The 15,166-nt window shown below is 42.8% G+C and carries 11 protein-coding genes; 8 read left to right on the top strand and 3 right to left on the bottom strand.

Translation table 11 applies throughout. The features are described from left to right. Positions 1-15: 15 nt before the first annotated feature. The 5 genes from kdsB to AB6735_RS02460 all read left to right on the top strand — a co-directional run bounded on the left by kdsB (position 16) and on the right by AB6735_RS02460 (position 2,864). Positions 16-744: a 3-deoxy-manno-octulosonate cytidylyltransferase gene (kdsB, locus tag AB6735_RS02440; protein ID WP_370994230.1), complete on the top strand. Its 729-nt coding sequence runs from the start codon at positions 16-18 to the stop codon at positions 742-744. 29 nt (positions 745-773) lie between these two features. Beyond that, positions 774-1,184, top strand: coding sequence for a hypothetical protein (locus AB6735_RS02445; protein ID WP_370994231.1), 411 nt, complete (start codon positions 774-776; stop codon positions 1,182-1,184). After that, a complete protein-coding gene (locus AB6735_RS02450; RefSeq protein WP_370994232.1) occupies positions 1,181-1,432 on the top strand; it encodes a hypothetical protein in 252 nt (83 codons plus the stop codon). The genes AB6735_RS02445 and AB6735_RS02450 overlap by 4 nt, the downstream gene beginning before the upstream one ends. A gap of 93 nt (positions 1,433-1,525) precedes the next feature. Further along, positions 1,526-2,104 carry a hypothetical protein gene (locus AB6735_RS02455; RefSeq protein WP_370994234.1) on the top strand — a complete coding sequence of 193 codons (579 nt, stop codon included), beginning with the start codon at positions 1,526-1,528 and terminating at the stop codon, positions 2,102-2,104. Positions 2,105-2,288: 184 nt separating this feature from the next. Then, complete coding sequence (locus AB6735_RS02460; protein WP_370994235.1) at positions 2,289-2,864, top strand: dihydrofolate reductase family protein; 576 nt, start codon at positions 2,289-2,291, stop codon at positions 2,862-2,864. A gap of 189 nt (positions 2,865-3,053) precedes the next feature. On the opposite strand, the gene AB6735_RS02465 is transcribed toward AB6735_RS02460, so the two are convergent. After that, on the bottom strand, positions 3,054-6,092 hold the full coding sequence (locus AB6735_RS02465) for a DUF2723 domain-containing protein (RefSeq protein ID WP_370994236.1): 3,039 nt from the start codon (positions 6,090-6,092) through the stop codon (positions 3,054-3,056). 342 nt (positions 6,093-6,434) lie between these two features. Here AB6735_RS02465 and AB6735_RS02470 point away from each other — a divergent pair, with 342 nt between their 5' ends. The 3 genes from AB6735_RS02470 to AB6735_RS02480 all read left to right on the top strand — a co-directional run bounded on the left by AB6735_RS02470 (position 6,435) and on the right by AB6735_RS02480 (position 11,706). Next, a complete protein-coding gene (locus AB6735_RS02470) occupies positions 6,435-8,045 on the top strand; it encodes a CTP synthase (RefSeq protein WP_370994237.1) in 1,611 nt (536 codons plus the stop codon). A 197-nt stretch (positions 8,046-8,242) separates the two neighbouring features. Then, positions 8,243-10,069: a membrane protein insertase YidC gene (gene yidC / locus AB6735_RS02475; RefSeq protein ID WP_370994238.1), complete on the top strand. Its 1,827-nt coding sequence runs from the start codon at positions 8,243-8,245 to the stop codon at positions 10,067-10,069. 272 nt (positions 10,070-10,341) lie between these two features. Further along, a complete protein-coding gene (locus AB6735_RS02480; protein WP_370994239.1) occupies positions 10,342-11,706 on the top strand; it encodes an exonuclease domain-containing protein in 1,365 nt (454 codons plus the stop codon). 162 nt (positions 11,707-11,868) lie between these two features. Here the strand turns inward: AB6735_RS02480 and mutS are convergent, their stop codons facing one another. Both mutS and AB6735_RS02490 read right to left on the bottom strand, forming a co-directional pair. Continuing rightward, entirely contained in the window at positions 11,869-14,478 is a 2,610-nt protein-coding gene (mutS, locus tag AB6735_RS02485) for a DNA mismatch repair protein MutS (protein WP_370994240.1), read from the bottom strand. A gap of 183 nt (positions 14,479-14,661) precedes the next feature. Beyond that, positions 14,662-15,141 (bottom strand): hypothetical protein, encoded by a 480-nt coding sequence (locus tag AB6735_RS02490; protein ID WP_370994241.1) that lies wholly within the window; start codon positions 15,139-15,141, stop codon positions 14,662-14,664. Positions 15,142-15,166: the final 25 nt, after the last annotated feature.

A 15,166-nucleotide genomic window follows, 5' to 3' on the forward strand; every position in this document is an offset into this window, starting at 1 on the left:
ACCCCGAACCAAAAAATGAAAACTCTCGGCATCATCCCCGCCCGTTACGCGTCTTCCCGGTTTCCGGGCAAGCCATTGGTTGATATTGGCGGTAAAAGCATGATACAGCGGGTATATGAGCAGGCCAAAAAGTGCAGCAGCCTGAGCGAAGTGGTTGTAGCTACCGATGACGACCGCATATTTAGCCACGTACAGGCCTTTAGCGGCGTTGCCGTGATGACGGCTGGCACCCATCAAAGCGGCACCGATCGTTGCGCAGAGGTGGCCCTGCTGCATCCGGAGCACGATGTGATTATCAACATCCAGGGTGATGAACCTTTTATCGATCCGGAACAGATCAGCAAGCTTGCCGCTTGCTTTACCGATAAGGATACCCAACTGGCTACCCTCATCAAAAGAATTAAAACCGAAGAGGAATTATTCAATACAAATTCGCCCAAAGTGGTGGTGAATAAATTATCTGAGGCGGTTTATTTTTCGCGCTCGGCCCTCCCGCATATCCGCGGAGAGGAGTCCGAAAACTGGCTGGAGTTTTATACGTTCTTTAAACACATCGGCATATACGGCTATCGCGCCGACGTGTTACAGCAGATTACCAAACTGCCGGTATCATCGCTGGAAAAAGCCGAAAGCCTGGAGCAGCTTCGCTGGATAGAGAACGGCTACCGCATTAAAGTTGCCGAAACTGAACTCGAAACCTATGCGGTTGATGTACCAGAAGACCTGTTGAAATTGAAGTTTTAAATTATATTGTCAAACTTAAACCTAATATCATGAAACTATTTTATACAAAAATGCTTTTGTATTGCCTGCCGTTATTTCTGGTTTTAAACACTAAAGCGCAAAATCAGGCAGCGAAACAGCAAAAACCAGTACAGTATCCTGATTATATAATAAATATAAAAGGAGACACACTCCATTGTAATATAGGCAAAAATTTCTTAACCGGCTCTATCAGGTATACTTTATCTGATCCGAGAATCTTGCCTGTTAGGATAAAAACTGATTCAATAAAAGAATATCATATAGCTCGCACAAACACAACTTTTGGATCAGTTATCACAGAAGATCATAGCTCAGCAAGGTTTCTGGAAGTTTTAGAAAAAGGAAAGCTTATTTTGTATGCATATTCTAATACAACCACTGGCTTTTTGCCAACAGCAGGTGGATGGGCCCTTCAATGAACCATAATCAATGGTATATATCAAAAAATGGAGGTGTAGCTAAAGTACTTAAAGGCAATGGGATAATGACATCTGGCGGGTCGAGAAAACAACGCAAGGCAGATTTAGGAGAAATGCTTAAAGACAATAACTTGGTGTATCAAAAATATATAAAAGATGATAAATTTGATATTGATCAAATCCAAAACTTAGTACATTGGTATAATACCGGACAACAGTTACCACAACCTTCGCCAGACAATTATTAAGGCTATTAATCGTTTGATTAAAATATGGCATTCATATAACACTATGGGGTTAAACATGTAATAACTTTGCCTTTACATTAACCTCACACCACTATGAAGCCTCTATTAAAAAAAGTAATCACCTACATAGCTGCAGCCTTATTTACCTTTGGTGTGAAAGCACAAGCCCAGGACTATGTGATCACTACCAAGGGTGATTCGATACCTTGTACCATCAAGATCCCCTTAATAACCTGCGGCTATGGCAATTACAAAACAAGCGCCAATAGCCAGGCTATAAAAATCAAACCTGAAGAGATCAAAGAATACTATATCAGCAAAAAGAATACCCTATACCGCGCTGTTATCAAAGAAGGCAAAACCAAGCCTGAGTTCCTGCTTGTTCTGGAGACCGGGAAAATAAGTTTGTACGAAGAAACTACCGATGTTTATGTAAATAACACTGTTACTCAAGTTACCAAGTGGTATGTTGCCAAAGGCTCGGATATTGCCCGCCCCTTAAAAACTGATGATGTATTTATGACTAAATCAAAAAAGCAGCGCAAGGGAGAGTTTACTACTTTGATCAGCGATAACAATGCGGTTTACACTCAGTATACCGCCGAAAATAAATTCAGCTTTAAACGGATCAGGAACCTGGTTCAGCAATATAATAGTACCACAAGTATTTAAAAAAGGAGCAGCCGTCCCCGAGACGGCTTTTTTTATATTATCAGCTTATCCGGATAAATAAGCAAATCGGTATTTGTCGTAATTACCCCTGTTATTTGTCGGTTTTTCCCTATTCTATTACCTATATTTCCCTGAGATTTGTATCACATACAAAGCAATCATTTTAATTAAAATAAAAACCAATATGGGAAAGATAGTATTATTCATGCATACATCGCTCGATGGCTTTGCTGCCGGTACAAAAGGCGAAATGAACTGGATCCATGTAGATCAGGAGATTTTTGATTTCGTTGAGGAAAGGATCGCGCAAACCAATACGGCACTATATGGGAGGGTAACCTTTCAAATGATGGAAAGCTATTGGCCAACAGCAGCAGAGCAGCCCGATGCAAGCAAACACGACAGGGTACATGCCGCTTGGTACAAAACCGCGCATAAAGTGGTACTATCAAACACGCTGAACCAGGCAACATTCACCAATACAACGGTGATTAGTAAGGACTATGCTGCAGCTCTTCATAAGTTAAAAGAGGAAACAACAGGAGATATCTTGTTATTCGGAAGTCCTACCGCAGCGCACACCCTTTTGTCAGAAAACCTGATCGATGAATGCTGGCTTTTCGTCAATCCAGTATTGTTGGGTGCAGGAATTCCGGTATTTAAAAATATTAAAGAAAAGCAGTCGCTGAAACTCCTGAAAACGCATGTTTTTAGCTCAGGTGTAATTTGTTTGCAACACGAGGTGCAGCATGAAAACTAATTAGCCAAAAGATGGCTGTCTCAAATTGAGGCAGCCATCTTATTTTAGGGTTGATTTGTACCCGCTTCACCGAATTTCCAACTCGTTAGGTATATGGTTTCAGTTTTCAGCTGAATTTAAGCGTAAGCTTTAAGCATGTTCCGTGGGATTAGCCATGAGAGCATCATACCATAAAGCTTTTGCCTATAATTACTCTTGTCTGTTCAGCAAAGTCGCGAATTTATTCCCATAATCATCCAGTTGTGCCTGGTATTGTTGATGCAGAGCAGTTTCCTTATAGTTTTTGGTGGTATCGGCCAATCCGTTCAATACATATAGCTGAAACTGTACCTCGTTGGCATTCAGCGCTTCGGGCTTGTTCTGCAGCAGGGTATAATTATAGGCCAGCTGATCGGTCAGGTAATCATCAATACCTTTTACATAGCGGTTAGCCAGTTCCTTATCATTCAGTTTGTAGGCTATTTGCGCCAGTTGTAGTTTACGATGAGCCGAGTCGATATTGGGGTTAATATCAGGCATTTCCTGGTCAAATTTATGCAGCACATTCAGGGCCAGATCATTCCGGCCATCCTTGATAAGCCCCTGTGCCAAATCATGGAAAGTAGTTTCCATAAAAGGATAAAATTCAGTTTTTGCTACCGGATCAAGATACCGGGCATGTTTAAAATTTCCGAATTTAAATTTGGTCATCACATTATTATACATCACCTGGCTATTTACCTTACTCAACTGGTTTTGTACAGATGTATCGGCCTTAAACGGTATCAGGTGGTAAACAAAGCCCTCTTTGTACGCATATGGGTGCAGACCGCCCATACTTTCGGGACCGAAACCAAGACTAAAGCAGATAGGCCTGCGCCAATTATTATGCGCAACTATATCTATCAGGGCCAGGTTATCTTTAAAAATATAATTAGCCGGATACTTCCACTCCATCTCGGTGGTCAGTTTATCTTTTTGCTGTGCGGTTATTACACCGTTCTTCAGCACTTCGTCAGGGTTGATGCTCAATTTAAAGTTTTTGGTGGGCAGATAGTTCATGGTTTCGCCGTTCTGGTACTGTACCTTAGTTCGGTTATCATCCGAAGTAATAAAATCAAACACATCTTTTACATCTACCGATCCGGTTATTTTGGCATCATTATACGCTATTACATCGCGTGTGCCCAACCTGTATTTTTCAAAGGGCATGGTTAACGGTAAAGGAGCCGATTGGTTCATAGGCTTATCCATCTGGTGTATATACCAGTCCATCCCGAGCAAACTATTACATACAATGCGTACATCTGGCCTGACACCTTCCACCTCCTGGTCGTACCAAAGCGAGTAGGTGTCATTATCGCCATAAGTAAACAGGATAGCATTTTTAGGGCAGGATATCAGGAAATTATAGGCCATATCATGTGGGATCATTTTAGTGGACCGGTCATGCGCTCCCCACTCCTGCCGGGCCAGCAGTATCGGGGCAACCAACAGACAAGTTGCCACCGATGCCAGCGCAGCGCCGTGGGCGTTAACCCTGCGGCGTATAAGATCGTTAATAGCCAGTACCCCCAGCCCTACCCAAATAGCAAAAGCGTAGAAGGAGCCCACGTACGAGTAATCGCGCTCACGGGGCTGCAGATTAACCTGGTTAACATATAATACAATGGCCAGGCCGGTAAAAAACCAAAGCAGGCCAATTATCGTGGCGTCGCCCCTCCTGCGTTTAAAATGATAAATCATGCCCAGTATTCCAATAATCAATGGCAGTGCATATAAAGGCGTATAAGTATTTGAAGTGGTGATAGATTTAGGCAGATGACGCGCACCATCAAACAGGCCCGATGTCCAGTTGCCGTCGGTAGATGCGGTGCTGGTTTGCCCGTCAAGATCGTTATACCTGCCCACGAAGTTCCACAAAAAATAGCGCCAGTACATCTGGTACATCTGCCAGCTGAGCATCCATCGCATATTATCCGCAAAAGTCGGGCTTTGCCCATCGGGCAGGTTAAGCCATTGTTTGTAGAATTGAACGTTCTGGGCAAAGTCCTGGTCGCCTTCGGTGCTGTGCATGCGGGGCATAATGGTGTTATGATCAAACACATAATTCTGCTTTTTGCCCGATACTTCATAGCGGTTACGGCCCTTGCGGTACATAGCGCTGCCCTCGCTTTGGTCAATAACTTTGGCATCAAACTGCGGGCCGTATAACAAAGGATTATCGCCATATTGCGTCCTGTTGAGATAACTGTTCAACGTAAAAGCGTTATCAGGATGCGTATTGTTCAAATTGGTGTTGGCAGTAGCCCGGATTGGGATATATATAAATGATCCATAACCGAAATAGATAAAGACCACACAAACCAGCGCCAGGTTCAGGGCCGGCTTTTTGTGACGGATGCTGTACCTGATAGCCATAATCAATAGCGCAACGATAGTTACAAACACGAATGCCGCCCCGCTGCCAAAACCCAAACCCAGGGTATTTACAAAAAACAGATCGGAATAAGCAGCTATTTTGATGGTATATTCCCTGATACCGTATTGCACCAGACCAAGGATCACAATACTGATCAAAAACACCACGATACTGCTTTTTATAGTAGGATTTTTATGCCTGCGGAAATAATAAACCATGGTAATAGCCGGTATAGTGAGCAGGTTAAGTAAATGTATACCGATGGACAGGCCCATGATATAGGCAATCATTACAATCCATTTATCGGCGCCGGGCTCATCGGCATGGGCTTCCCATTTCAGTATCGCCCAAAACACAACAGCGGTACATAATGACGATAATGCGAAAACAATAGTTTCCACCGCCGAAAACCAGAAGGTATCGGTATAGGTAAAGGCCAATGCTCCTACCAAACCAGCGCCCATGATGGTAATCATTTGTGATGTGGTAATTTCTTCGTTTTTGGCAATCAGCAACTTTTTAGCCAAGGCCGTTATCGTCCAGAACAGAAACATGATAGTTGCCCCGCTGGCCAGCGCCGAACCCAGGTTAGTAAAATAAGGTACTTTGATATTATCGCCGAAGGATAGTAACGAGAACAATTTACCCAGCATGGCAAACATCGGGTAACCTGGTTGATGCGATACCTGCAGGCGGTAGGCGCAGGCAATAAACTCGCCGCAATCCCAAAAGCTAACGGATGGCTCCAGGGTTAAAACATAGGTGGCAAAGGCTATCACCAGGCAAAGCCAGCCAAACAGGTTGTTGATCTTATTGTAGCGTATCATAAATAAGGTTGTAAAGTTTTGTCATATGTAACTGAAAACCAAGTTCGGGTTAAAGGGTCAAAAGTCCATGAGCATTAACATTCCTTAACATCTTTTAACACATTTTAACATATTGATTTAAAGGCGATAGCGATCGATATTGATTAGCAGATATTGCCTGGATAAATCATTATGGATATAATGTATAATTCAGTAAACAGAAAATACATCCTGTTAAATCACCTATTCACTAAATCAATAATTCAATAATTATTAAGGCGAAACCCAAAATTTTTCATACTTTTGTATCCCGTACACAAACAATTGGTACCATGTAAAAAAGGTACCACATTACACAAAATCATGACTAAATATATTTTTGTTACGGGCGGCGTTACCTCGTCGTTAGGAAAAGGTATTATCTCAGCCTCTTTAGCCAAACTTCTTCAATCACGCGGTTATCGCGTCACTATCCAAAAATTTGATCCTTATATCAATATCGATCCGGGAACATTAAACCCTTATGAACACGGAGAGTGCTATGTGACCGAAGATGGCGCCGAAACAGATCTGGACCTTGGCCATTATGAACGCTTTTTAAATACCCCTACTTCCAAAGCAAACAACATTACTACAGGTCGTATTTACCAAAATGTGATCAATAAGGAACGTGAGGGCGCTTTTTTGGGTAAGACCGTACAGGTTGTGCCCCATATTACTGATGAGATTAAAAGAAACTTCCGCATATTGGGTGAAAGTGGTGAGTACGATATCGTGATCACCGAGTTGGGTGGTACCGTAGGCGATATCGAGTCGTTACCTTACATTGAGGCAGTGCGCCAGTTTAGATGGGAAAATGGCTCTGGTAACTCTTTGGTTATCCATTTAACATTAGTGCCTTTCCTGGCAGCTGCAGGTGAATTAAAAACCAAACCAACCCAACACTCCGTAAAAATGTTGCTGGAATATGGTATTCAACCCGATATATTGGTTTGCCGTACCGAACATCCGCTTTCCAATGATATCCGTAAAAAAATAGCTTTGTTCTGTAATGTGAATATTAACGCCGTTATTGAGTCGATCGACGCATCAACTATTTACGACGTGCCTTTGCTGATGCTGAAGGAGCAATTAGATAAAACAGTACTAACCAAACTTAAACTGGCCCATAAAAATGAACCTGATCTGGAAAGCTGGAAAGATTTCCTGGGCCGTTTAAAAAACCCTACTGCTGATGTACGCATCGCTTTGGTAGGTAAATATGTAGAGCTCCCGGATGCATATAAATCTATCACTGAAGCGTTTATACATGCTGGAGCCAAAATGGAGTGTAAAGTGAGGGTTGAATATATCCCATCGGAGCAACTAACACCCGAAAACGCTGTTGAAAAATTAAAAGGCATGCATGGTGTACTGGTAGCCCCGGGTTTTGGCGAGCGTGGTTTTGAAGGTAAAATACAGGCTATACGCCATGTACGCGAAAATAATATTCCCTTCTTTGGTATATGTTTAGGCATGCAATGCGCGGTTGTGGAATTTGGTCGTAATGTTTTAGGGTTGGAAAACGCCAACAGTACCGAAATGAACCCCGAAACTCCGTACCCGGTGATCGGCATGATGGAGGATCAGAAAAATATCACCGCTAAAGGCGGTACCATGCGCCTGGGCGCTTATGCCTGCGAATTAAAAAAGAGTAGCAAAGCGGCCACCATATACGGAAAAACCCGAATTTCTGAACGCCACAGGCATCGTTATGAGTTTAATAACGAGTACCTTAAACAATATGAAACCGCTGGCCTAACCCCATCTGGTATCAATCCGGAGAACGACCTGGTAGAGATTGTGGAGTTAAAAAACCACCCCTTTTTCGTGGGCGCGCAATTTCATCCCGAATTAAAATCAACAGTTGCTAATCCACACCCACTTTTTATTAACTTTGTCGCCGCTTCGCTGGCTTATGCCCGTAAGAAGTAAATACAGATATTTATAATGCCGAACGCGTTCTGAATATACTATAATTGAGTTAAGCCATCGTAACATACCTGCAGATGATAACTCTAAGCAATATTATAGTGTAACAAAGAGGGCATCGATCATGAACAACAAAGACGAAAATTTAACAGTGATGATCAATAACTGATAAAAAAACTGATCATTCGATACAATAGATAATGGATAAAAATACATTCACAGGATTATTCCTGATCATGGCAATTATAGCTGGCTCAATTTATTTTCTGAAGCCATCTGATGCCGAACTTAAAAAAGAGCGACTGGTACAGCAGCAAGACTCAATAAGAAAGGGCTTAGCCAAAGCTAAAACTGCCGCGGCAACAGCAGCAAAAACAGACACCAGCAAAACCCACGCAGTTGACTCAGCCCTATTAAAAAGCCCTTTCGGAGCAGCCTCTGTAGGCAGCGAAAAAGTGATTACCTTAGAGAATAAGGAACTATTGGTAAAACTAAGCACACGCGGGGGTAAAGTTGCATCGGTAGAGTTGAAAAACTTCAAAACGTTTAATAAAAAGCCACTTATACTTTTTAGCGGCGATCAAAATCATTTTGGTTTAACTTTCACAGCTGGTAATACACCTATCAATACCGACAATTATTATTTTACATCAAGTGCCCCTGAGCTTAAAGTTGCCGAAAAAGATTCAGCTTCGGTTACCTTACGTTTAAGCTACAGCCCTACCCAGTATATTGATTATGTATACAGCCTAAAAGGTACCGGTTATAAACTGGGCTTAACTATTAAGCCAACCGGACTTGACGGCATCATCAATAACAGTGGCAATATCAACCTGAACTGGGCAGCCAGCCTGCACAAACAGGAAAAAGACATCAAGCAGGAACGTCAGTACTCAACCGTGTATTATTTTAATACTGAAGGCCATGATGATTGGCTGAGCGAAAATAAAGATGATCAAAAAGATATCAGCGATAAGAAAATGGCTTGGATTGCCTTTAAGCAACACTTCTTTTCAAACGCGTTGATCGTTAAAAATGGCATCAGCCGTTCAAATTTAGCAGTTTCAACCGATGTAGCTGATACTGCTGATGTTAAACAAATGAAAGCCGATCTGACCATTGCACGCAGTGCTGATGGCAGTGTACCCATGGAATTTTACTTTGGCCCTAACCGTTATTCAACCCTAAAAGCACAGGGATCTGATCTGCAAAAGTTGGTTAACCTGGGTTGGGGACCGCTAAAATACATCAACCAATTTGCTGTATTGCCAGTATTTAACTTCCTGAAGCAGTTTAATTGGAGCTATGGTTTGATCATTTTAGCCCTAACCATTGTATTGAAGCTGGTTTTATCACCGCTTACTTACAAATCATACCTGTCGATGGCCAAAATGCGTGTATTGAAACCAGAGATGGATGAAATCAAAGCTAAAGTTGGTGAAGACAACCCTACCCTTTTACAACAGGAATATTTAAAGCTCTATAAAAAAGCCGGTGTAAACCCATTGGGTGGTTGCTTACCATTGCTCATACAAATGCCAATAGTGATCGCGTTCTTCCGCTTTTTCCCAAGCTTATTTGAGCTGCGTGGCGAAAGCTTTTTATGGATGCATGACCTTTCAACTTATGATGCGGTAGTTACCTTTCCTAATATCCCGCTAATTGGTGATCACATCAGTTTAATGTGTTTATTGATGACGATATCGACATTGATCTATACTTATTTCAACAACCAGATCTCAGGCGCAACCGGTCAGATGAAATATATAGGTTATATTACGCCTATCATATTCCTGGCTACCCTGAACAGCTATCCATCAGGATTGAACTACTATTACTTCCTGGCAAACATGCTTACCTTTTTACAGCAATACCTGATCAAATTCATGGTTGATGATAAAAAGATCCATGCCCAGATCCAGGAAAACAAAAAGAAGCCCGAAGAAAAGAAAAAGAAATCGGGCTTTGGAGCTCGCATGGAAGAAATGATGCGCCAGCAACAACAGATTCAACCTAAGAAGAAATAGTTTTTTTGACTTTGGAACTTTTAAACTTTAGGACAAAGGACTGAAAGACATATAAAACAAAAAACCCTGAAAGATTCGTCTTTCAGGGCTTTTTGTTTTCCCCTACGCGTCATTGCGAGGTACGAAGCAATCTCTACATAGGTAGGTCAACCATAAAAGTTCCCTCTGTATAGTTTAGAGATTGCTTCGTACCTCGCAATGACGCATTTTTTAATCTTCCTTAAAAACAAAAAAACACTAAAATAATTAGCAAAATGTATTACATTTGAAACATGTATGCAATTGTCGATATAGAAACCACCGGGGGCCATGCCAGCGCTAATGGTATTACCGAAATTGCCATATGTATACATGACGGTAAAAAGGTGGTTAAACGTTTCCAGTCGCTGGTAAACCCGCTTAGGGACATCCCGGTTTATATTAGTGCGTTAACAGGTATCACTAATGAAATGGTGCAAAAAGCCCCACCGTTTGAAGATGTAGCTGCTGATATTTATCACCTTATCCACGGCAAAATATTTGTGGCGCACAATGTCAATTTTGACTATTCCTTTGTACGTTATCATTTAGCTGCTGCCGGATACGATCTGCAATGTAATAAACTGTGTACCGTACGCTTAGGGCGTAAAATATTACCCGGACTACCTTCCTATAGCCTCGGGCGTTTGTGCAAACACCTGGGTATTGATAATGAAAGCCGTCACCGCGCCGGTGGCGATGCAGAGGCCACTGCAGAGCTGTTTACCTTGCTGCTAAATAGCGACACAGAAGGACATATCAAAGGCGCGCTTAAGCAAGGGTCAAAAGAACAACTACTGCCTCCTAATCTTCCTAAAAAGGACCTTGATCAGTTGCCTTATATGCCGGGCGTATATTACTTTCATGATCAAAAGGGTAAAGTGATCTATGTAGGCAAGGCCAAAAGCCTGAAGAAGCGGGTGAGCAGCCATTTTACGGGTAATAACCCCGGATTGCAACGTCAGGAGTTTTTACGTAATATACATCAGATAACTTACCAGGTTTGCGGTACTGAATTGATCGCATTTGTTTTGGAAGCCATCGAGATCAAACGCCTGTGGCCTAAATACAACCGCTCTCTGAAACGATTTGAGAATGCCTACTGCTTATACTCATTTGAAGATCAGCGTGGCTACCTGCGCCTCGCGGTAGATAAATATCGTAAATACAGCGACCCGATTTATACCTGTAACTCGCTGCTTGATGGCTACAACCTGCTAAACAAGTTGATCGAAAATTTTGAACTTTGTCCCAAATTGTGCTTTATCCAGAAGAACCAGGACCTGTGCACCAGCGTTGCTGGTAGCTCCTGTGCCTGTGAAGGCATAGAGACAGTTGATGACTACAACCGGAAAGTAAATACAGCTATTGATCAGTTAAAGCAAGCCCTACCTACTTATGCCATCCGCGATGAGGGTCGCACAGGCGAGGAACATAGCTGTATTTTGGTAGAGAAAGGCCAGTTTTATGGCATGGGCTACATCTCCCATTATTTTGATGCCGATAATATCCAGCAACTCAAAAATTACCTGACCCCATATCCGGGTAATGACTATATCAAGAATATTGTATCTAATTATGCCACCCGCTATCCGGACAGGATGGTAGTATTTGCTTAGTCGGACAGGTGTGTGTTGTCATGCTGAATTTATTTCAGCATCCCATTGGCAGAGGTATTACCTTTATAATAGTTAGCTTGTCCCCTGGGATTCCGAAATTAATTCGGCATGACTTATGTTATCATCTGCACATCTAAAATCCGCACATTTGCACATTCATCCTCAACTCTTAATCACCCGCTGTATCTCATCCAACTTCATCAGGGCTTCCACTGGCGTAAGTGTATTTACGTCTAAATTATTCAGAGTATCACGGATCTTTACCAGTACCGGATCGTCTATGGAAAACATCTGCATCTGCACGGCTTGCTTTTGAACCTTGCGGATGCTCTCCTTAATATGTTCGCCGCCGGTACGCTCATTTTCCAGTTTTTTTAATATCTCGTTGGCGCGGCTCAATACTTTTGGTGGCATGCCCGCCAGTTTGGCCACATGGATGCCAAAACTATGCTCGCTGCCGCCCGGTACCAGCTTACGCAGGAAAATGATCTGGTGACCAACCTCTTTTACCGATACATTAAAATTCTTGATGCGATTAAAGCTGTTGCTTAACTCATTCAGTTCATGGTAGTGTGTGGCAAACAGCGTTTTGGCTTTGGCCGATGGATGGTTATGCAGGTATTCGGCAATTGACCAGGCTATGGATATACCATCGTACGTTGAAGTACCGCGACCAATCTCATCCAACAGGATCAGGCTACGGTCAGACAGGTTATTCAATATACTGGCGGTTTCATTCATTTCCACCATAAAGGTTGATTCGCCGGATGAAAGATTATCCGATGCACCAACCCTTGTAAATATCTTATCCACCAAACCTATCGAAGCGGATTTGGCAGGTACAAAACAGCCCATCTGGGCCATTAGTACAATCAAGCCGGTTTGCCTTAACAAGGCCGATTTACCTGCCATGTTGGGCCCGGTTATAATAATAATCTGCTGCGACTCCGAATCCAGATACACATCATTGGTGATATAAGATTCGCCCAAGGGCAGGTTTTTTTCTATCACCGGGTGACGGCCACCTTTAATATCCAGCTCCCGGCTTTCGCTCATTTCTGGCTTTACATAGTAGTTTTTGATAGATATGGTAGCAAAGTTAAGCAGCACATCCAAACGGGCTATCAGCTGGGCATTCAACTGTATAGGCTTAATATATTCAGCAAGAGCATACAGCAGGTCGTTATACAGGCGTGTTTCCAATGCCAGTATCTTTTCTTCGGCACCCAATATCTGCTCTTCGTATTCTTTTAGTTCGGGGGTAATATAACGCTCAGCATTTACCAATGTCTGTTTACGGATCCACTCCGACGGTACTTTATCACGATGGCTGTGCGTAACCTCCAGGTAATAACCAAACACGTTATTGAACGATACTTTGAGCGATGGGATACCGGTAGCTTCAGCCTCACGCTTTTGGATCTCCAGCAGGTAACCCTTACCGCCGAAAGCGATCTTGCGCAGCCTGTCCAGTTCCTCGTTGATCCCCTCGTTCATCACCGATCCTTTTACGATCATTACCGGGGGCTCCGGATGCAGTTCTTTTTCTATCTTTTCGCAAATAAGCACACAGGGATTAAGCTGTTCGCCAATAGCCCGGAGCGGCTGACTCTCGGATGTTTCGGCTATTTTTTTGATAGAGCCGATAGCCATTAGCGCTTTTTTAAGCTGGCACACCTCGCGGGGATTGGCCTTTTGTAAACCAATTTTGGAGATGAGCCTTTCCAGGTCGCCTATCTGGCGGATGTATTGCTGCAGTTCTTCACGAAGCTCTTCCTGGGCTATCAGGTATTCCACAACACCTAAGCGATCATTGATCGGCTTTATTTCTTTTAGCGGCATCACTATCCAGCGGCGCAGCAAACGCGCGCCCATGGGTGAGCTGGTTTGATCAAGCACATCAACCAGGGTTTTGGCGTTCTCATTAGCCGAGCCAACCAGTTCCAGATTGCGGATGCTAAATCTATCAAGCCACAAATACCTGTCTTCTTCGATACGTGATATCGACGATATATGCTGCAGGTTACGGTGTTCAGTTTCATTGAGGTAATGGATAGCCACACCTGCGGCAATGATGCCCAGGTTAAGCTTATCAATACCAAAACCTTTGAGCGATTTTACACCAAAATGCTTCAACAGGGTTTCGTTGGCATAATCGCCGCTGTAAGGCCATTCGTCGAGCGCATAGGTATAAAAACGATCGCCATAAGTATCCTTAAAATCGCGTGAACGGCTCTTGGGATAAATCACCTCACTTGGCGAAAAACTTTGCAGCAGCTTGTCAATATAATCGCTGTTACCCTGCGCCGTCATAAACTCACCCGTCGAAATATCAATGAGGGCGATGCCTATGGTATTTTTTTCAAAATGAAGCGATGCCAGGTAATTATTGGTCTTTTGATGCAGTATATTATCATTAGTAGCTACACCTGGGGTAACCAACTCGGTAACACCGCGCTTTACAATGGTTTTGGTGGTCTTGGGATCTTCCAGCTGATCGCAGATGGCTACACGCTGCCCTGCCCTAACCAGTTTTGGCAAATAAGTTTCGAGCGAATGATGCGGAAAGCCGGCCAGTTCAATATGCGTGGCAGCCCCATTGGCCCTGCGGGTAAGCACAATACCCAGTATGCCCGATGCTTTAACAGCGTCTTCGCCAAAGGTTTCATAAAAATCGCCCACACGAAATAGCAGCAGAGCCCCGGGATACTTAGCCTTGATGGCGTTGTATTGCTGCATTAAGGGGGTTTCTTTGGTAGTGTCTTTAGCCAAGCGGTTACTCCTTTTGTTAATCGGGTAAAGTTAATGCATTGACTGCGCATTTACGGGATTGTGGAAAAGTTACAACGTTGTGGAATATTATCAAAACAGAGGTTTATGAGCACTGAACGTTCATCAGATCACTCCTGATAAACAGAATTCAAATACATTAGTAATCTGCCTGGAATTATAAGCTTACCCCGCCAAAGTTTTCTGATCAGAAAAAGGGGGCACAGTTTTGATTTTAACAGCTATGTAGCGTTCTATAATATCATTATAAATTTCCTTATCATTGCCCGCTATCAGATCTGTAGATACACAAATACAGCTGTTCCGGATACCCTCGCCCTTTACAGTAAAAAAGATCGACATACCCTGCCCACGCATTTTCCCACAGCTGATATCGGTAACATCATTCCAGTAAACAACCTTATTTTCAATATGATAGATCAGTTTCTCATGATCAATTTGCAGAGCAGCTTTATCTTGCAGATCGTAGGTAAAACATTGCCTGCAATAATAAATAGCGACAGCGCACAGGATAGCGACTACCGGTAAAACACCTGGCCAATTATGGTCATTCATGTCAACAACACATATAAACGCAATAGCAAAAGGTATAACAATACCTACAAGCCACAAGGCTTTACTGCATTTATATGTAATAACGTTCATTTTAGGTTTTATGGTAATACTAAAT

Source organism: Mucilaginibacter sp. RCC_168, from assembly GCF_041355315.1.
Classification (GTDB): domain Bacteria; phylum Bacteroidota; class Bacteroidia; order Sphingobacteriales; family Sphingobacteriaceae; genus Mucilaginibacter.

What these genes read in the sequence shown, in the direction of transcription:
- AB6735_RS02460 (WP_370994235.1), top strand. Translation starts at nt 2,289, where the DNA reads ATGGGAAAGATAGTATTATTCATGCATACATCGCTCGATGGCTTTGCT.
- AB6735_RS02480 (WP_370994239.1), top strand. Translation starts at nt 10,342, where the DNA reads ATGTATGCAATTGTCGATATAGAAACCACCGGGGGCCATGCCAGCGCT.
- AB6735_RS02445 (WP_370994231.1), top strand. Translation starts at nt 774, where the DNA reads ATGAAACTATTTTATACAAAAATGCTTTTGTATTGCCTGCCGTTATTT.
- kdsB (WP_370994230.1), top strand. Translation starts at nt 16, where the DNA reads ATGAAAACTCTCGGCATCATCCCCGCCCGTTACGCGTCTTCCCGGTTT.
- yidC (WP_370994238.1), top strand. Translation starts at nt 8,243, where the DNA reads ATGGATAAAAATACATTCACAGGATTATTCCTGATCATGGCAATTATA.
- AB6735_RS02490 (WP_370994241.1), bottom strand. Translation starts at nt 15,141, where the DNA reads ATGAACGTTATTACATATAAATGCAGTAAAGCCTTGTGGCTTGTAGGT.
- AB6735_RS02465 (WP_370994236.1), bottom strand. Translation starts at nt 6,092, where the DNA reads ATGATACGCTACAATAAGATCAACAACCTGTTTGGCTGGCTTTGCCTG.
- AB6735_RS02470 (WP_370994237.1), top strand. Translation starts at nt 6,435, where the DNA reads ATGACTAAATATATTTTTGTTACGGGCGGCGTTACCTCGTCGTTAGGA.
- AB6735_RS02450 (WP_370994232.1), top strand. Translation starts at nt 1,181, where the DNA reads ATGAACCATAATCAATGGTATATATCAAAAAATGGAGGTGTAGCTAAA.
- AB6735_RS02455 (WP_370994234.1), top strand. Translation starts at nt 1,526, where the DNA reads ATGAAGCCTCTATTAAAAAAAGTAATCACCTACATAGCTGCAGCCTTA.